Here is an 18,173-nt window from a genome sequence, read left to right as displayed (position 1 = left end):
ATGTTGCGTTCCGCGACCCCCGCCACGATTCCACACATATTCGTCCTCCGACGATGGTTTGGTCCGCTTCGCGAATCAGCACTTTGCGCAAACTCTGATCGAAAACCGTGGCGAACCCCCGCCCTCCAAGGTGGGAACGATAATGCGGATGCCATAAATGGCCTTTGAATGGTTAGTGTAGTGTTTTCTGCTGCTCTATGTAATGGCGCACGATCTCGATAGGCGCACTGCTGCAGCCGACAATCCGAAAGTCGACGCCCAAAGCCTCCTGGGCAGCATCATATCTCGGCCAAACGCTTAGTCGCATGCCCCAGCTACCTAGTTTGGTGGCGGTGTAGTAGTCGACCGAGTTCAATCTGGCGCATCTCCCTGCGACCGAAGGCTTGGATCGTGGCACGGAAAACAATCTGCGCGCTTCCTGGCACGGCCTGCTGGCGGTGGGCGCCCGAGCGCTTGCTGCTCGGCGTGCCCGGACACTTTGAAACTGCACTGGAGCGGTAGGCGCACCGCTCGGGCCAGATTCTGAACGGTGCGACCGTCTTGGTAGCCCATTGCCGAAACTACCGCAGGAGCCGCTTAATACGCGGTTCACGGGTGCGTACCCGCTACATATCCCTGATGTTCAATCCAAGTCGGAGCGGTTCTACGGTTGTCATCCTATCTCCCAGATCATCATCGACGACCCCGTCATCGAGCATTGGACCACGTCAAAGCACAACAATGCTGCACACGCAGTCGTCGCCGAACGGTATAGTTGAACCTCCCTCTGTTTTTCGCCTCCCAGACGCAACGGCCCCCTTGTCTGCTGACCTCTATTTAGGCCTTGCAATATGAAGCCGAGCGAAGAATGACGACGATTGCGGTTATAAAACTCGATATATGCAAACAAGTCTGCCATCGGCTCTTTATACGTCCGGTAGTGAACTCCGTGTCCACGCTAATTCTTCAGGCAGTTGAAGAAGTCATTCGTCGGCGCGTTGTCCGAGCAATTGCCCTTGCGGCTCATCTAGCAACGCACGTTGTCTTGCACAAGTCTTCGCTGGAATCCGTGGCTGACGTATTGGCTGGCACGGTCGGAATGATGCAACGCCCCAGGCGCGGGCTTGCGGCGAAGCCACGCCATGGTCAATGCATGGATCACGAGGTCCGCCCTCATGCACGGTTTGATAGGCCCGCCGACGATTCCCGGATTAAACCGATCGAGCACGACCGCCAGATACAGCACGCCTCCCTCAGGCCAAATTTACGAGACTCTCGAACTGAAGAGCCGGTTCGGCACGCTTGGCGAGAACTTGCGCTCCAGCAGATTTGGCGCGACCGGCAGCTTATGCTTCGAGTTCGTCATTACCCTATAGCGCTTCTTATGCCGAACCCGGGCGAGGTCCTCGCGCATGAGCCGCTCAACGCGCGCCTGGCTCGCCTGAAAACCGAACGAACAAAATTCCTCGGTCATGCAGGGCGATCTGTAAGCGGCCTGCATGACTTCCACATGAATAGTCCCCATCGATACGAGCTTGCGGGCTCGACAGTCGCCGAGACCAACCGGAAAAACCTCGCACAGCGCCGAGAATGGACGAGGCCGGCGCTGCGCATCAATTCGGACGTACGTCGAATTAGGTCCTTCGCGAAGTACGCCACCGTTTTCTTTGCGATCTTGAGTTGGTTTTGGGTTCGCAGACGCGCGAGCTACTCCGGTTTCTGCGTAACCACGTTCGCCCCAGCGCTCCGCAACTTGACTGCCGCTAGAGCCATGAACCAGTTGCGCAGCGTCTGCTCTCGGACATACCAAGTCTCCGGAGGCAGCGCTCAGCCCTTTCCCGTCATTCACCTGTTGCACACCCGCAGCCTTGAACTCGGCGTGTGCGCTTACTTTAGCATCTTGAACATCAAGTCTTCCTTTGTTGGGGGTTAATGTATACGCCTATTGGAAGGCGAAGTTCAGGGCAAGCTGAATTTTGAATGCCAGTTCCTCTTTCTCGCTAATTAAAAATTGTATCGATGAACAAGGTATCGCAGAAAAGAGAGAACTCCGTTTTCCGAGACAACAAAGGATGTCTAAAACCGTCCTAATGGAGACGATGTGCTCACCCACACAATCGGCGTGCTTAAGAAGCGCATCTTGAACGTTCATGTTGATCATTGGCGAATCGCCAAAGGCGCCGTGATCGTATCAACGTTTGTTTTCCTTGGAAAAAGCGCTGGAGCTTTCAAGGAGATGGCTATCGCTTACCGATACGGCATAGGAAGTACGGCCGATGCGTATCAGCTCGCGCTCACCCTCGTCACGTGGCTCCCGCTCACACTAACTACCGAACTCAGTATTCTTCTGATACCGCTTTTTGTCAGTATGCGGCATAGCGAAAAAGAGCTATCTGAATTTCTGGGAGAACTAGAAGCATTCGGCTTGGTGCTCGGCATTGCGCTGACATCAGGGCTTTTTTTATGCTGGCCGCTAGTAGCGCATATTGCGGCGGCCAACCTGTCAGAGTCGACGCGTGAAATGTGTCTGCGATTGATCGGTGGTATGGCGCCAATCGGGGTGTTGAGCTTCACGGTTTGTATCAACGCCGCCCGCCTGCAAGCGCGCGAAAGGCATGTCAACACGTTGTTAGAGTGCGTTCCTGCGTTAGTGCTGCTCTGCTTCGTTCTGGCTGCACCTGACCAAAAATCTCTCCTACCTCTAATGTTAGGGACATCTATCGGCGTCAGCTTGCAGGCCATCTTGCTCAGGCTAATAGCCAGGAATGTCGACGGACTCTCTGCGCGCGCGCGGTTTAGCCTTCGATCGCGTCATTGGCGCAAGACGTTCCATTCGATCCGCATGCTTTTACTCGGCGGGGTCATCGTGAGTCTTATCACCCCTCTGGACCAATATTTCCTTGCGCAAGCTGGCGACGGCGCGATCGCTACATGCGGATACGCGAACAGAGTGTTGGCTTTGCTCCTCGGCATGGGGGCCCTTGCCATCAGCCGAGCTATCTTGCCAATCCTTTCCGAAATGCTTGCGATTGGAGACCATGCGCGCGCTCGCAAGACAGCGTTCAAGTGGTCACTCGTGATGTTGATACTTGGATCGATATCTGCCGCGGTAGCATGGTTCTTCGGACCGGGAATCATTGCTCTGTTATTCCAGCGCGGCGCCTTCACCGCTCACGATACGGCCGCCGTAGCACAACTGTTTCGCGCAGGCCTCATCCAGCTTCCGTTCGCATTCGCCGCGCTCGTCATCATTCAACTGTTTGTGAGTGAGGCACGATACAAAGCGCTCACCCTCATCGCGCTAGTCACCTTCGTCGTCAAGGTGGTCGCAAACGCCCTGTTGGTTCCCTCAATCGGGGCAGAAGGAGTCGTAATTGCGACAGGCGTGATGACGGCCATTGGCTTCATTTGCTATCTGACGTGTCTTCGCGCATCTGCTGGTACAACCGCTTAAGTACCACTGCTGCTGCGCCCGCGTCACTACCTCAATTACGCTCTCGCTATTCTTGTGACCTAGTGACGCCGCTCGACGGCAGTGCTGCGACGGTCGTACCCAATGAACCTGTCCAGCGACTGAGCGTAGGTACGGTGTCACTAAAAGAAGTGGCTTTGTAGGAGACCTCGCGCCGCTCCGAACGTGCCAGCGAAGCGCGACAGCCGCTTAGCCCATAAAAAATTTGGCTAGCTAGCTAGGGCTCAAGTTCGGACCTTAACCGATAAGCCTGCGTTTCCTTCCCTTTGTGTACCAGGCCGAACCTCCGTGCCCGATACCAACGTCGGACATCTGAGAGAACGAACGCCAGCTTGCCCCAATTGCTCGTCGAGATACGGAAGTCCGTGCTCGAATAGCAAGATTCGCCCGCCCAGACCGTCTTGTATTTCCCCCCGCCTGCGCCAAAGTCAAAATCCCGACGGCTATCGAACGCCCACTTGACTATATGCTCGAGCAAAAGCGAACCCGGCGTGAATTTCCCGTATGCTTCATCAAACGCGGCTTGAATTCCATGAATCGTATCTCTCTCAACCGCGACAAGGTTAACGGCGATCGGCCTGCCATCTAGAGCCAGAACGAAAAGATTGAATTTTCCTGTGCCTGCTTCATCTTTCAATAGCCGAAAGAGAAATTCGCGATATCCGGAGGAAAAAAAATTGCCTTTCTTCCCGTTCTTTTCGGCCCATTTCTGTTTCCATCTGAAAAGCTCTTCGATAAGGTAAATATTTCGAAAATCCTTGAAATCAGCAATAAACATTGAAATATTGCCTTCTTTTCTTAGGCGACGCTTGTAACTCTCGAGTTCCTTAAGTGATCGGCTGGGCAGTGATTTACGATAGGTATCCCAGTCAACTTGACCACGCGTAGGCACGATTGCCGTACTAAGCTGCTCAGCGCGTCCGATTGAGGGATAACTTGAGACTTGGGAGTGTAGTTCCGAACCGGCGCGGACGTGAGGCAAGGTCAAGAGGTCTGCGCGATTTGTGGATAGCAGCACACGCCAGGCTGAGGCGACTAACTCACGACAATCCGGGCCTGCCTCCACCATGACATCAGTGCCCACCGATTCATCTGGGGCCAAGGGGCGAATCGCTCGCCAGAGAAACTCGCGGTATCTAATGAATGGCCACGCAAGTACAAGGCGTTGCCCTTTCCACCCTAGGATGCAATACAAATTCGCGCGCGCCGGGATGACGATTTCCATGAGCGTACACAGACAGTGCCCGAACGCCAGGCTATATCCGCCCCCGGCACGTATCCACAGATCCTCCCATTCATGTCTCAACGACTCAAATCTCTCTATTGTTGTGACCGCCTCAAATCGTATTGGATCGGTTTTCACATTGCCCTCACTTGTTGACCCGAACCTAAGGATCAATTTCCGGATCCGATTTTGTTGCAGCGGCCGCATAAAGCACATACGCGTACAGCCGACGATGCTTCGAGCAAAGCTAGCCCACGAATGTTATGTGTGCGGCTGCTGGATTGCAAGCGGCGGGCATTTCCGTCAAGAATCGGGCGAGACGCTACTCCCTCCGCGCAGGCTGCTCTGCGATTACCTCGACGCTTTCAAGGAAGAGCGGGACAAAAAGCCGTGTCACTGTTCGGTACCACACATAAGCGATGGACTCATCCTGCCCATTGAATGGTACTCCTGAATGCGTTCTGGAGCGACCGGAAGAGCGGTAACGTCGTTTTTCCTATGAATCTTGCAAGCGAACCCGCTGTCTGATGGGACGATTTTTTCACGATCGTTTTGCGTTAACACTCAGCATGGTTTGACAGCGTCGTCCGATTTCCATAGGCTGACGCATCAAACTGAGATGTCGATGGAGGCTGCCGATCTAATGAAATGACGAATGCGCAACGTAAGGCTGTCTTCGTGCAGGGGACCAACGTGAGTGCAAACAAACCTGTCCGCGCGGCAAGGAGGCTAATCGTGATGACGTCTGTCCAGTACCTACGAGGGGTCGCCGCGCTTTTAGTCGTCGTATACCATGCGGTCTACAAGCACGGACAGATATCAGGCATTTCGTCGAGCTGGTCGTTTGGACAATCCGGCGTAGATCTTTTCTTCATTATCTCCGGATTTATTATGTCCTACACGACCGACCGGAGAGCCGTCGGCGGAGTCGCTTTTTTCAAAGCGAGAATGGCCAGGATCCTCCCGCTTTACTGGTCGCTTTCGATTGCGGCCTTTTTAGTATTTCTCGTCAGTCCACGGCTTATCAATCGTAGTGGTGGAACGACAACGATACTCCACTCCTTCACTCTATTTCCCGTTGGCGACAAGCTCTTGATTCAAAACGGGTGGACGCTTAGCTTCGAATTTTGGTTTTACATTATCTTCGCTGCGGCACTTGCGATGGGCACATCACATCGGATCCCGAAAGCCTCGGCCATCCTTCTGGTCCTCTTCGTTATTGGATACGTCTTCACGCCAACACGTCCAGCTCTGGAAGTTGCGACGAACCCGCTTCTGCTCGAATTTTTCATGGGAATGATTGCCTTTCTTTACTTCAAAAATATACGGCAAAAAGTGGTGGTAAATGTAATCCTTCTTTTTACAGGCCTAGTTTCTCTGGTCTATGTCGGTACCCATGGCATAGTGGAAAATCAGCTTGTCAGCTATGGGGTTCCCTTCATGCTCGTCGTTTGTGGACTCGTTGGAATGGAAAGCTTAATGAATCGCTTGCCGACGATGTTTCTCACACGCATCCTTCGTGCAATCGGAGACTCCTCGTATTCGCTTTACCTTATTCACCCCTTTGTGATTTCCGTTGTTGCGATCGTCGTCGTGAAGGCGCGCCTAGCTGTGCTTGACCCTTTCACGACCTTGATACTTGTTGTTTCGTCGTGCGTCGTCGGCTACATCTGCTATCTATTTATCGAGTGCAAACTAAACGCTCTTTTTAGAGCACGTCGTCATGGGCCAGCATCGCCCGACGGAACTCACGCGTTGCCGCAGTGACGTCCCGAATGCAGTCGTCGCGAAGGCTTCTCCAACACGGCGCTTTTCCAATTATGACAACGACTAAGCGTTTTCCTTTGACGCTCGAAATGTGGATAGCGTTCGAACGAATGGTGTATGCCGCTCCCCGAGAGCGTGATCTGATAGTAGCGGATCGGCTCGCCGCACCAGAGTTCGACATGCTCTATAACGGCACATTCGGTATGGAGAATTTGTGGAAGCGACTGCTCTTGCAGCAGACGCCTCATTTGCAGGTAGTGTGGCGAGCGCCTGACGGAAAGATTCGTCTGATCGCCGAGTCCCATGTCGCAATTCCAAGCCGCTCATACTTCTGCCATTCCCTTTCTGTCGCACTCGGCCGACAACGTGTCCTGTTCGAAAGAGCGAAACGTCGTATTCAGCGGGCGACGTCGCCTTGCGACTTCCCCCTCGTCGAAATCTCTGAACATTTGGCGGAGACTTCCACGGCCGATGTTATCCGGTTTGCGCTGGGACACCTCAGTGAGAAGTTCGCGAATCAGTTTCACAAACGGCTCCAACGCAAAGGCCACTGGGGCATTGCAGTCAATAATGAGGGCTTGCCAAGGGACCTCAGCTTTCTACGGAAAGCGTCTGCGCCCGATAACGCAAATTGGTGTCTGCAAATACCGTCGCCAACGGAGCGCTTTTATGCAGATCCGTTTCCATGGCGCGACGCAGACGGCCGATATCATTTATTTTTTGAAGATCTCCCGTACGATACGAACAAAGGTGTCATCTCGCACGTCGCGCTAGACCCTGCGACAAACACATGGAAAGCGCCTCCACACGTGGTTCTCGAACGGCCGTATCACCTCTCTTATCCCTTCATCTTCGCCTATGAGGGTAATGTTTTTATGGTTCCGGAGACTTCAAACAATCGGACGATCGAGATCTATCGGGCTGCGCCTTTCCCGTCCGCTTGGGTCCTTCATACGGTGCTAATGGAAAATATTGTGGCTGCAGACACAACGTTATATTACGAGTCGGGTATCTGGTGGCTCTTCACGACAATCGAACAAGGTGAAGGCCCGAATTGGGACGAGTTATATCTCTACCATGCCCCTACGCCATTTGGACCGTGGCACGCACACCCGATGAACCCTATCGTTTCGGATTGCCGGCGCGCACGAATGGCGGGCAACATCTTTCGGGACGTGAGCAACCGACTTATCCGTCCTGCGCAGAATTGCGAGCGGGAATACGGATCTGCTTTGTGGTTTTGTGAAATAACGGAGCTCAGCCCAACTGCTTATGCGGAAACACCTCTCTTCTCGAAAGAACCACCACCCGCGTATGTAGGATTTCACACTTGGAACCGAGTGGGGGAGATTACGGTGGTGGACATTAAAATGAATATTAAAAAGCGTGCCAAAGCAAAAGTGATATACCGTGCCTTGTAAAGTGGCTTAATTATTTGGGCCATCTCTATGTTTTAATTCTTGTGCCTGAGTCACTTTTGTACCTACTGTCGGCGACGTTGGCGGTGGGTAATCGCGATCACCCGATTGGTCTTTCGTTAACCGCTTACCACGCGGCGATCGAAACACAATATCAAACACCGCGATCAGGGCAAGAACCACTGCGGCCCCGACCGTCACAGAAACGATCATGTTGACCCAATGCTGCATGTCATCTCCGCAACCGCCATGAGCGGTACATCTGACCTAGAGCGGAACCTTTGTTTCACCATCCGGAACATTTTAGCATGCACCAGCCAGTTATGTGCGGAAGCGCACGTAAACCTAAAGCATTTTTGTGCTCCCACGGCACGATAGGGGCCCGCGTGCCACGATGCACGAACGTGTCCTGTCCTGTTATGTGCTAACGCTTTGCTGTCCCCTCCTTCGAAGGGAAGCAATAATCGTACCTAATATGTTGGATAGGCCTCCCAAACACATGAGAAATTTAGAAATTCGCAAGTTCTCAAGCTTGAATGAAAGCAACCCGCATCACATGTTGACGCCAAGCGGTTGTGCGTTCGTGCTGATTGCCTCATATGTCATCTGGTTCCTTGTAACCGCTGACAGAATGTCTTTACCCGATCAGCAACCCTATCTTGACTATTTCCGTTACACCGACTGGCCTTGGTTGATCCAGTATTTCCAGAACCGAACAACTGTTATAAACCTCTTCACGGGCATCTTCACCGACGAACTGGGCTGGCGAGTATGGATCCTTCTCGTGAATTCGTGTGGATTTACTCCGGATGACGCAGTCAAGCTTACTGTCGCGCTCACCAACGGGTTGGTGTTTATCGCCCTGGCGCGGCTGCGTCGACCACTTCTCGGCCTTTTTCTGTGGATCATCATACCGGCGGGCCTTTCGATTATCGGTGTCTTCTTAGTCCGGCAAGGATTCGCGTTCGCAGTTGCCATGACTTTTGCCATAGGAATGCGACGTCCGATTCTCGGTATGCTCATCGCGAGTACCATTCACACGACTTTCGCCGTTCCTGCGACGCTTCTGATTGCAGTGAGAATGAGCGGTCCGCGGAACGAATTTGCAGTTCCGATGGTGGCTGTCGCTGGTGCAATACTGGCATCGAGCGCAGAAATGTTATTCGCCAACTTTGGCGGTCGACGCGTTGGCGATTATGCCGGCTATCAGGCAGAATTCTCAGTTAGGCTGCTTGTGTTGATGCTTTCATACTCGCTCGCGTCCGTCCTTCTGCTGAGCTCTTTAAAGTGCATACGCAGCGTCAATCTGCGCTCAGTTCTTCGCGAATTGGCGCTGATGCAGGTGGGCCTTCTCGCATATCTCATCTTCGCATTTACCCTGTTTCCGTTCGGCAAAGACCGCGTCTTTTACTTAATTTCTCTGTTTCTCCCGTTCTTCCTTCAGGAAATCCGCTTACGCAGCACGGCATCGTTATGGATGGTTCTTGTCTTGTTTTCAATGGTAGGTGCGGAAGTTTTCCTCGCTTATGAAAAGGGCACCTATGTCTATTTCCTGAAATAGTCATGCCGCCGCATCCCGACTACGACCACATGAAAAGGTGACGCCATGCAAGAACGCATCATGTTCGTGATTACCGGCCTCAATTTAGGAGGTGCGGAAAGTCAGCTTGTGCTACTTGTGCGGGAGTTGCGGCGCATCGGTTGGGATGTTGCTGTTGTTTCCATGATCGAGCCCAGATACTTTGTTCAGGAATTGGAGGGGATCGGCGTTACCGTCGTCACTATGAAGATGTGTCCCGGCAAACCGGACATTTTGGCGCTCTGGAGATTGGCGCGACTCGTCAAATCTTGGCGACCAAGCATCATGCACTCGCACATGTTTCATGCAAACGTTTTTGCGAGGGTCGCGCGACTCTTTTTCCCAAGCGTTCCTCTGATATCGACTGCTCACAGTCTCGACGAGCTCGAAGGCAGCTACGGAAGACTCGTTGCCTACCGGCTTACACGCCATCTGTCCAGTTTTATGACCAGCGTTAGCGTCACCTCATTTCGACATTATGTCTCGCTAAGGATCATCAGCCCCAAGAAAGGCCGATTCGTTCCGAATGGAGTTGACCTCGAAAGATTTAAGTACGATGCCGCGAAGCGTGCGCAACTTCGAAGCGCGCTTGGAATCGGCGATCTATTCGTTTGGCTGGCGATCGGGCGCCTCGCGCCGGCGAAAGACTTCGCAAATCTAATTGGAGCCGTTGCGCATCTGCGCGACCGAGGACTTTCAGCTGTTCGCGTACTGCTGGTCGGCGAAGGGCCTGACAGAGATCATTTGATGCGCTTGGCCGCCGACGCAAAGCTTGACAAATACATCCAATTTCTCGGTCCAAGGCATGACGTTCCGGACCTCATGAGCGCGGCTGACGCCCTCGTGCTTTCATCCGCATGGGAAGGTCTTCCGATGGTCATTCTAGAGGCTATGGCGTCAAGTCGCATAGTCGTGGCAACCGATGTAGGCGGAGTAAGCGAACTCTTCGCTCCAAGCGACCTGGGTCTCCTTGCTCCGCCGAGACATTCGGAGGTTCTAGCGGACCGAATGTCGGAGGTGATGAACTTTCCCGTTGCAAAGATCGAGGAGGCAGGGCAGCGCGGCCGCATTTTCGTCGAGCGTAACTTCGATATACAAAAGGTGGCGCGTGCGTGGGACGGACTTTACCGACAACTCGCAGGGTGACTTTGTACGTGCCTGCGCCAGGGAAGTTCGCGCGCGGGCACCCAAAAAGTGGCGCCAGATTACCTTTTTTTTGACAGGTAGTATATCCAGCCGCTATCTTGATCTTGTTCGACAATTTGACCCTTGAAATCGTACGCTTCAACCTGCCGATCGAATCCGAGCGACTGCAATTGGCGCGTCTGAGATTCGATAGAGATGTAGTATTGCAGCATCTGATAGTCGCCTGCAGGTTCATTGACCACGGCATAGTCTGTCTCGATGACGTTCTTTCGAGAATTCCTGACGTACCTGCAGTACTGAACCGGAAGCTTGGACAAGTTTTTTAGTGTTGCGATCGGGTTGTTGCTTATTGTCACTCGCGGGCGCCTTTTCAAGAAGCTTTCGAATTGACTAAAATCGCGGTTATGACTTGAAAACACGAAGTAGCCGCCCGGCTTCAAAATCTCGTAAATCCTGGAAATAATTGTTAGACGGTCGGTGTGCCCGACGTTATCGAGGCCGTTGAACGAGAAGAACACAAGATCGAAGCGTCCAGATTCAAATACTTCCATCTTCCGAGCATCCATCATCAAGAAGCGCTGCTGTGGAAAACGAGCCTTGCACACGGCCAACATGCCTTCCGCATAGTCGATTCCCGTGTACCGCTCGCTGATCGTCAGCAGTGCAGGCGTCGTCCGACCGCATCCAACGCCTACATCAAGGATCTCTCCCCCGCGAACATGCTGCGCTATCTTACTAAGAATTATTTCCTCCGCTTTTTGCAATGCATGGTCATGCGAGAAGGCACTGACAATCCGGCTGTTTGAATAGGCTTTTAGGTTTAGCGCGTCGTGGTTCATAGTTTGAAATCCGGTTATCATGCGCATCAATCGGTCGGTCGCAACGTATTTCCCGCTGCGACACCGGTTTACAGACGAACGCTTGCACACTACTCTCAGCTCTTCCAGTAACGACGACAGCCTCAACCGCACGGCGCGCTGTTTACGAGATCAATCTATCTCATCTTGCAGCCTCCCCCACAGTCATTCTCCAGATATTTAGCGTTGCGCCCACGACCCTGATGCTCGATAAGGATTCCGGTGTGCTCGCCTCTTACAACGTTGTAACGAACGATGTTTCCGCTGTAGTTCGTACCGAGGCCTCCGTGAACGCCGCCGGTGATCCAGCCCGGCGCCTCGCCCGAAGTCACCTGATTGCATTCGAAAACGTTGCCGCCGGTGTTGTCTGTAGCGTGGTCGTTTTCGACTCCAGCGGTACAGCCGATGATTTTGTTGTATCCGACATAACCATTCCGATGACCTACGAAGACTGGACCGTACAGCGGACAATTCTCGAACGTGTTGAAGACGACCCGGTCGCCATTGCCGCCGTTGGCTCCGCCCGTTTGGAACATCGACTGACCGAAAAACTGCCTGAAGGTATTACCCGCTAGATAGAAGTTGCTGACGTTATTAGAAGTCTCTACTGGAATGTCCCAGTGGCCTGGCGCATCCCAATCAACGACGGGCTTAGGAGAGTTGGCCCCTTCAAATGTGCAACCCACGATGCTGTTATTGAGCATCAAACCGTCCGCTGCGTCGTATAGGAACATGCTGTGGGCGCCCGACACGCTGCGTTTTAGTACGGCGCCTTTCGCACATTCCATACGACGATTGCCGACCTTGATCGTCACGGTGTGACCGATCACACAGGTTCTCGCGGGCACGATCACATCCCCGGCATCCATCGCTTTTTGGAATGCGGCCGTGTCGTCGGTCATCCCATCGCATTTCGCGCCAAAAAAACGAGGATCTCGAGGACTATGCAGCGCCGGGCGGTCAAAAGACGCCACCGTGCACTTAGGATGCTTCGGCAACGTGGTCACGTGCATATCAGGCAAAGCTGAGCGTGTCATGCAAAACGTTGTGACCGCGAGAATCGGATAAGTCCGCTTTACCGAGGCGAGTAACGATTGTTTGGTGCTGGGGAGCATGACCTTAAGATCTCGACACCGTGCCCACGCCGACGTGATCGAAGAGCCGATCCCACCGTGGCAATATGGCCTCCAGCCCATAGCGCTCGCGCATCGAGTTCGCGGCCCGTCGGCCCATCTCCTGGCACAGTACGTCGTCACTGACAAGTCGACGCAAAGCGTCCGTCAGTGCAGCCCGGTCGCCGGCAGGAACGAGAAGGCCATCTCGACCGTCGCGGACGAGCTCTCGCGGCCCGCTCGGACAGTCAAAGGCGACGCAAGGGACGCCTAACGCCAGACTCTCCATCAATGCCATCGGCAGACCCTCGAACCGCGACGAAAGTGCAAAAGCGCGCGCGCGCGCCAGCTCGCTCCACAATGCTTCAGTAGTACCAGGCAAAAAGATACGATTGCCCATTCGCAGCTGAGCGATCTGTGCTTGAAGACTCGCTCGATCGCTGCCCTCGCCCCAGATCCACAGATCGACATCGTCTCGCTCCTTTGCCACGCTGGCGAACGCATCGATGAGAACATCAAACTGCTTTTGCGCAGTCAGGCGTCCGACTGCCAGCACCTTTTTTCGGCCGCCCGTCTCTTGACGTATGAACTCCCCTTCAAAAAGCTCGTTTGGTAGCGGATTCGGCATGACCTCGATGCATTTCACACCAGGCACCATCTTACGAAACGGCGCTACAACGCTTTCGGTCAGCACAGTAACTAGCCTCGCTTCCCGGTAAAAGATCCTGCATAAAAAAGCCCAGAGCCATGACCGCCCATCAACCGATGGATTGTTGTGTTCGCATGCGATCACAGGAATTCCCAGTCCGCGGGAGGCTACGATTGTCATGATGCTAACGTTGGGCATGAACGAAATCAGGACGTCTGGTGCCGTATTACTAATCAGTCTACGCAGCGCTATCACGCGCGAGATGTATTGCAACGGGCCGCGTCCAGAGCGTCCGACAAGCCGTGCTAGATAAACCAGGCGAACGCGCTCACAGAGAGTGTAGAAGACGGGACAATACTCTGAATAAGTCGGCACGAGAGTCACCTCGTCGCCGCGCTCAGCCCAAGCGTTCACCAGTGTCGCGGCGACGCGCTCAGCGCCTCCCGTTCCCATTGAACTGACCAACAGAATGATCTTCACGTTTTCGCGCGTGGTTGTTCGATGATGTGGTTAAAAGTCGGATGCGGGATCCAGTACACTCCCGCCATTGATCGACGAGGGCCTAAGCAAGCCCGCGACGACCGCTTGCACCGACCGCGGAAAAGACTTCGCTCCACAGCGCAACGGTCCTCTCGAAGGCGAAGGTTTGCGCGACGGCCGCAGCCCGCGCTGCCATTCGCTGACGTTCCATATCGTTTTGCATAAGCCTGGTTAGCGCTTGCGCGAGCCGATCCGCATCGCCGACCGGTCTAACTAGCAAGCCATTTTCCTCGTGGCGGATAATGTCTCTTGGGCCGCAGTCACAGTCGTAGCTCACCGCCGCTACGCCGGCGGCCATCGCTTCGACGAGCGTCATCGAAAATCCCTCGAAGCGAGAGCTGAGCACGTAGAGATCGGCTCTTTGATACCAGTCAGAGACGTTGCCGGCGTGGCCGGGCAACAATACCCTCTCGTGCAAGTCTCTTGCCATCACCAATTGCTCGAGACGAGAGCGTTCACTCCCCTCGCCCACGATCACAAGATCCCAGTCCGGGAGGTCTCCGGCAATTCGCGAAAAGGCGTCGATCAAATAATCGAGCCCCTTCGCCTCGTGCAGGCGTCCCACCGCCAGTAGCACGCGACGGTCTGGGCTCACAACAGTATGTGGCATGATGACGGGTTCCGTTCGCGGGATCGGAAGCGCGAACGGTGGGGGAATAACAGAGACTGCGGAGCAGCCGCAGTGCTCCTTGAGCCATGACTTGCTTTCCTCGGTCAGCACAACAATTCTCCCGGCCGACGGGAAGACACAGCGCCGCAAGACTGCCCAGAGCCTGCTCGGCAAGATGGGCGGGTGGGTATGCTCGGTGGCGACTACTTTACATGCCAATCCCCACCCAGCGAGAATCGTTAGAACTGACGCCGAGGTCATCATCCCAAGCGCGACGTCCGGACTTAGTTGCCTTAATATTCGGCGGAAAGAGCGAATGCGTGAGATGTTCGCGGCAAACCCGGCTAATGGCCCACCGCGTCCCCCATGCACACGTACTCGAATTCGCTCTACGGATTCCCGCAGCGGATAGAAATCGAGTTCCGTCGACGTCTCTGTCACGATGCTGACCCGCGCCCCTTGAGCCGCCCACTCATTCGCCAGGTTCGCGGTCAGACGTTGAGCGCCGCCACATTGCATCGAATAAATGAATATAACAATGTTCATCGGCCTTCCAGTCAATCCGGTTGCGACGCGGTTTAATTCAGCGCGACCTGGGTATCGTCATGATTTAACAGTGACGCGAGAAATCCGATGCTTTATTCGGACGCTCAAGCTGACCGATGAGTGCTTTCCCTTTCAAAAAGGAATGTGACCCGGATTCACGCTTGCGCGAATATTCATCAGAGTTTCGCCCCTTGATAGTAGGCCTTATACGCATGGGTTCCATGGCGCATCGCGTACGCATATCCGCCCGCGCCGTCCGGAATTCCATTTAGCACCAAACCGTTCACCTTGCAGCCTGCCTGGTTCAGCCGTTCCACCGCCGCATTCATTTCACTCGCGCGCGTCACGCCGTAGCGCGCCATAAGAAGAATGGTGCCCGCGCTCGGCGCAATGATTCCGACATCGGATACAGCCAAAGCGGCCGGTGCGTCGAGCACAACGATGTCGTAACGATCGGCTACTCTTTTGATCCGCCGCTGAAAGTCGCCCCTCAACAGTAACTCCGACGCATTTGCGGGATACCGGCCAACGCCGAGGAAATCGAGCCTAGGTAACACTTGACGGCAAATGGCCTCATCGATCGAAATCGGTCCATCCATCACATCGGCGAGGCCCGGCCCTTCTTGCAAACCCAGGCTTCGATGAATAGTACCCCTGCGGAGGTCGGCGTCTACGAGGAGCACGCGCTTACCTCCTGCTGCGAGTACAGCGGCGAGATTGGCCGAAGTAAATGACTTCCCGGACTGCGGCATCGGACCGCTGAGCATGACCACGTTGTTAGGCGCCCCAAGCATGCGGACTTGTAAAGCTGTGCGCAGCACGCGCATTCCCTCGATAGCTGGATCTTGCGGAAAGCGCACGGCGAGCAAGCGCTCTTTCGCGTCGTGGTCCTTGGCTACCTTCTCTAGGCGTTCCTGATTGTCGCTCACCGGAATGGTTCCGTACATTGGCAAACCGATGCTGGACAGTTCGCTCGGATCGACTACGCCCTGTGCTAGGGAGTTGCGCGCGAACGCAAGCCCAAGCCCCGCGAGGATTCCGCCTACGGCGGCTGCGCCGATAATCAGCAACTTTCTGGGCTTGATCGGAACTTCTGGCACCTCAGCATTGTCGACTACCCGGACGGTGCTGATCTTTCCAGCACGCACCAACTGTAGCTGCTCCATGTTCGAGCGCAGGGTCGCATATAGATCCGTGGCCACCCGCACCTCGCGCATTAGGCGAACGGCACCCTGTTCCTCGACGGGAAGCTGTCTGATCCGATTGGTGATGGAGTTTCGGTACTGTCGGGTTGCCTCCATTTGCTTGGAGATCTGCAAGACATCAGGGTGGTTTCCTGTAAAGCGCTTGGACACCTCCTGATATTTCTGCTCGAGCTGATAAAGCACCGTTTCCGCCTCGGACGATTGGCGAAGAAGCAGTCTGGCCTGCTCGTTTATATCGATTGAAGCATGTGTATTTCGATAAGCATTGTATTGCACTTCCGCTTGTTCGACCTGCTGTCTCATCGCTGGCAGTTGGCCACTTAAGAACGCCAGCGAAGCCTGTGCGCGCACAGCCTTGCGAGCGGCGTTTTGCCTCACGTACGCCTGTCCGATTGCATTCAGCGTTGCCGTCAAGCGAATGGGGTCAAGACCTGTCATTGTTGCGGACAGAACGTCAGACTTGGTTCCCTGTTCCTCGACTTGCAGTGCTCGTCGCAAATTGTCGATCGTCGCCTGGCGGGATGCGCGCTGAAGCGCGAATTCTACTCGAGGCTGTGCCGCCATTCTAGACACGAGTAAACGGACCGGACCGTCCGCAGTCGCAAAAGTCTGCATCACACCAATTGTTCCGCTTGCCGGCGCATTCATTCCAGGGCCCAGCAGCTCGAACCGATTCCCGGACAACGCCGTTAGCCGATATTGACTGCCCTCGTTGCGCTTTGGCACGTCAAAAGTCGGTACGTCGATCGATTCGCTGCCCCACGCAAATCCGCCGAGCCCGAATAGCCCAGGTGTCGATAGGCTTCGTGAATCCCGAGCAACCGCTCGCCCTATGATCGGAAAATAAACAGGCCGAGTCGTAATCGTCAGGTTCAGAGCATCCACAGCATCGCCGATGACAAGTGCTGAACCAAGGATCTGGACCTCCCCATCAGCGTTTGACTTGACGCCAATGATCGACGACACATCCCCAACATATTCATTTGAGGACCGAGACTGACTATCTCCCGTCTCCTCAAGCTGGAGGACTATCTTGGCTTGATATACCGGTGACGAAATGACCGCATAGATCGCCCCTGCACCGATAAAGAATAAAAAAGAGCAAATAACTAGCCAACGATGGGAATAAATTCTGTCTACGACACTCACAAAATCGAACGACCGATTCTTATCAGGGCCTTGAAAGACATTCTGATCGGGCTGCTCCACCATGCGTGTCCCCCACTTTTACTCTTCTGATAATTAGTGAATCTGATGAAGCTGCAGCACGCCCCATTTCTCTATCGGCAAGCTAGCAGTACAACCACTCTTTTATTCTACGCAACCTGCATCCTATACCTCAATTTCAAGAATCGAAAAGAAGTTCGTCTATGTCTGAAGATTTAAGAGCAGGAAGCGGTTTCTTCATATCTATTGCTAGAGAAAATTCTGGAATGCAGAGTGATTGGAGGCTACTATAGCGTTCCATACACCACGGCCAAACGTTTTCGCATGTTCGTTCAGCTTAAAGTGAACGTGGGTATGGTTTTTTCCGAGTGTTTTTTAGATTTCGTTGTGAGATGGCGAGCGCCCTCTTTGCTGTGTGCACGTCCGCAACACCGATTTTGTAAGCTCCCGGAGAAGCCACGATGTTTAACTTGGCAATTGGCTTTACATGTTCGTTCTTATTAACTTGGTTAGTTGTGAGGTATGCGGGAACCTATGCTCGTTGTTCATTGGATCTTGATCTTCACGGAATCCAAAAGAACCATTCGAGTGCCGTTCCACGGGTCGGAGGGCTAGCCATCTTCTGCGCCACGGCCTTGACATTCTCCACATCGACCTTCCTGCATACCTCACCGACATTTCAGACGTTTGTCCTGTTCACTTGCGCGATACCCGCTTTCGTTAGTGGGCTTGCGGAAGATGTGACCAAACGCGTGAGCCCGCGTGCGCGCCTGTTATGCGCACTTACAGCGGCGCTGGCCGGCTGCTTTGCCTTGCACGCGGTCGTCGACCGAGTGGATGCGCCTGCAATCGATTTTTTCCTTCGAATTGCGCCTGTCGGCGTTACATTCACAGTGGTGGC

General features: G+C 54.0%; 13 protein-coding genes and 1 pseudogene. 6 read left to right on the top strand and 8 right to left on the bottom strand.

Annotated features, from left to right (window positions below; genetic code table 11):
• Positions 1 to 829: 829 nt before the first annotated feature.
• Positions 830 to 1,648: pseudogene (locus tag AWB67_RS30305) on the bottom strand (IS3 family transposase); the annotation flags it as partial.
• A 432-nt stretch (positions 1,649 to 2,080) separates the two neighbouring features.
• Here AWB67_RS30305 and murJ point away from each other — a divergent pair.
• Positions 2,081 to 3,433, top strand: coding sequence for a murein biosynthesis integral membrane protein MurJ (gene murJ / locus AWB67_RS30300; protein WP_087659826.1), 1,353 nt, complete (start codon positions 2,081 to 2,083; stop codon positions 3,431 to 3,433).
• A gap of 235 nt (positions 3,434 to 3,668) precedes the next feature.
• Here murJ and AWB67_RS30295 read toward each other — a convergent pair whose 3' ends face one another.
• Positions 3,669 to 4,676, bottom strand: coding sequence for a GNAT family N-acetyltransferase (locus AWB67_RS30295; protein ID WP_159964988.1), 1,008 nt, complete (start codon positions 4,674 to 4,676; stop codon positions 3,669 to 3,671).
• Positions 4,677 to 5,414: 738 nt separating this feature from the next.
• Here AWB67_RS30295 and AWB67_RS30290 point away from each other — a divergent pair.
• Entirely contained in the window at positions 5,415 to 6,443 is a 1,029-nt protein-coding gene (locus AWB67_RS30290; RefSeq protein ID WP_235025414.1) for an acyltransferase family protein, read from the top strand.
• A gap of 53 nt (positions 6,444 to 6,496) precedes the next feature.
• Entirely contained in the window at positions 6,497 to 7,864 is a 1,368-nt protein-coding gene (locus tag AWB67_RS30285; protein ID WP_125477734.1) for a glucosamine inositolphosphorylceramide transferase family protein, read from the top strand.
• A 6-nt stretch (positions 7,865 to 7,870) separates the two neighbouring features.
• Here AWB67_RS30285 and AWB67_RS39890 read toward each other — a convergent pair whose 3' ends face one another.
• Positions 7,871 to 8,092: a hypothetical protein gene (locus tag AWB67_RS39890; RefSeq protein WP_125477733.1), complete on the bottom strand. Its 222-nt coding sequence runs from the start codon at positions 8,090 to 8,092 to the stop codon at positions 7,871 to 7,873.
• A 268-nt stretch (positions 8,093 to 8,360) separates the two neighbouring features.
• On the opposite strand from AWB67_RS39890, the gene AWB67_RS30280 reads away from it, so the two are divergent.
• Both AWB67_RS30280 and AWB67_RS30275 read left to right on the top strand, forming a co-directional pair.
• Positions 8,361 to 9,422 (top strand): hypothetical protein, encoded by a 1,062-nt coding sequence (locus tag AWB67_RS30280; protein WP_125477732.1) that lies wholly within the window; start codon positions 8,361 to 8,363, stop codon positions 9,420 to 9,422.
• Positions 9,423 to 9,467: 45 nt separating this feature from the next.
• On the top strand, positions 9,468 to 10,586 hold the full coding sequence (locus AWB67_RS30275) for a glycosyltransferase (RefSeq protein ID WP_087659821.1): 1,119 nt from the start codon (positions 9,468 to 9,470) through the stop codon (positions 10,584 to 10,586).
• Positions 10,587 to 10,645: 59 nt separating this feature from the next.
• On the opposite strand, the gene AWB67_RS30270 is transcribed toward AWB67_RS30275, so the two are convergent.
• From AWB67_RS30270 to AWB67_RS30250, 5 genes are all read right to left on the bottom strand, one after another.
• A complete protein-coding gene (locus AWB67_RS30270) occupies positions 10,646 to 11,425 on the bottom strand; it encodes a class I SAM-dependent methyltransferase (RefSeq protein ID WP_159964984.1) in 780 nt (259 codons plus the stop codon).
• A 155-nt stretch (positions 11,426 to 11,580) separates the two neighbouring features.
• On the bottom strand, positions 11,581 to 12,345 hold the full coding sequence (locus AWB67_RS30265) for a hypothetical protein (RefSeq protein WP_087659819.1): 765 nt from the start codon (positions 12,343 to 12,345) through the stop codon (positions 11,581 to 11,583).
• Positions 12,346 to 12,562: 217 nt separating this feature from the next.
• Positions 12,563 to 13,684 carry a glycosyltransferase family 4 protein gene (locus AWB67_RS30260; RefSeq protein ID WP_200822347.1) on the bottom strand — a complete coding sequence of 374 codons (1,122 nt, stop codon included), beginning with the start codon at positions 13,682 to 13,684 and terminating at the stop codon, positions 12,563 to 12,565.
• 82 nt (positions 13,685 to 13,766) lie between these two features.
• Positions 13,767 to 14,900 (bottom strand): glycosyltransferase family 4 protein, encoded by a 1,134-nt coding sequence (locus AWB67_RS30255; RefSeq protein WP_087659818.1) that lies wholly within the window; start codon positions 14,898 to 14,900, stop codon positions 13,767 to 13,769.
• Positions 14,901 to 15,076: 176 nt separating this feature from the next.
• Positions 15,077 to 17,317 carry a GNVR domain-containing protein gene (locus AWB67_RS30250; protein WP_087659817.1) on the bottom strand — a complete coding sequence of 747 codons (2,241 nt, stop codon included), beginning with the start codon at positions 17,315 to 17,317 and terminating at the stop codon, positions 15,077 to 15,079.
• A gap of 416 nt (positions 17,318 to 17,733) precedes the next feature.
• Between AWB67_RS30250 and AWB67_RS42220 the strand changes: the two genes are divergently transcribed.
• Positions 17,734 to 18,173: MraY family glycosyltransferase (locus tag AWB67_RS42220; protein ID WP_510183510.1), on the top strand; the 440-nt coding region annotated here is incomplete at its 3' end.

Source organism: Caballeronia terrestris (assembly GCF_001544515.1).
In the GTDB taxonomy this organism is placed as follows: domain Bacteria; phylum Pseudomonadota; class Gammaproteobacteria; order Burkholderiales; family Burkholderiaceae; genus Caballeronia; species Caballeronia terrestris.
The sequence above is the reverse complement of the archived record's forward strand: the minus strand, read 5'-3'. Positions and strand labels throughout refer to the sequence as shown.

Excerpts from the sequence above, each read along its gene's own strand:
- AWB67_RS30295 (WP_159964988.1), bottom strand. The coding sequence starts at position 4,676 with ATGGAAATCGTCATCCCGGCGCGCGCGAATTTGTATTGCATCCTAGGG.
- AWB67_RS30290 (WP_235025414.1), top strand. The coding sequence starts at position 5,415 with ATGACGTCTGTCCAGTACCTACGAGGGGTCGCCGCGCTTTTAGTCGTC.
- AWB67_RS30285 (WP_125477734.1), top strand. The coding sequence starts at position 6,497 with ATGACAACGACTAAGCGTTTTCCTTTGACGCTCGAAATGTGGATAGCG.
- AWB67_RS39890 (WP_125477733.1), bottom strand. The coding sequence starts at position 8,092 with ATGCAGCATTGGGTCAACATGATCGTTTCTGTGACGGTCGGGGCCGCA.
- AWB67_RS30280 (WP_125477732.1), top strand. The coding sequence starts at position 8,361 with ATGAGAAATTTAGAAATTCGCAAGTTCTCAAGCTTGAATGAAAGCAAC.
- AWB67_RS30275 (WP_087659821.1), top strand. The coding sequence starts at position 9,468 with ATGCAAGAACGCATCATGTTCGTGATTACCGGCCTCAATTTAGGAGGT.
- AWB67_RS30270 (WP_159964984.1), bottom strand. The coding sequence starts at position 11,425 with ATGAACCACGACGCGCTAAACCTAAAAGCCTATTCAAACAGCCGGATT.
- AWB67_RS30265 (WP_087659819.1), bottom strand. The coding sequence starts at position 12,345 with ATGACCGACGACACGGCCGCATTCCAAAAAGCGATGGATGCCGGGGAT.
- AWB67_RS30255 (WP_087659818.1), bottom strand. The coding sequence starts at position 14,900 with ATGAACATTGTTATATTCATTTATTCGATGCAATGTGGCGGCGCTCAA.
- AWB67_RS30250 (WP_087659817.1), bottom strand. The coding sequence starts at position 17,317 with ATGGTGGAGCAGCCCGATCAGAATGTCTTTCAAGGCCCTGATAAGAAT.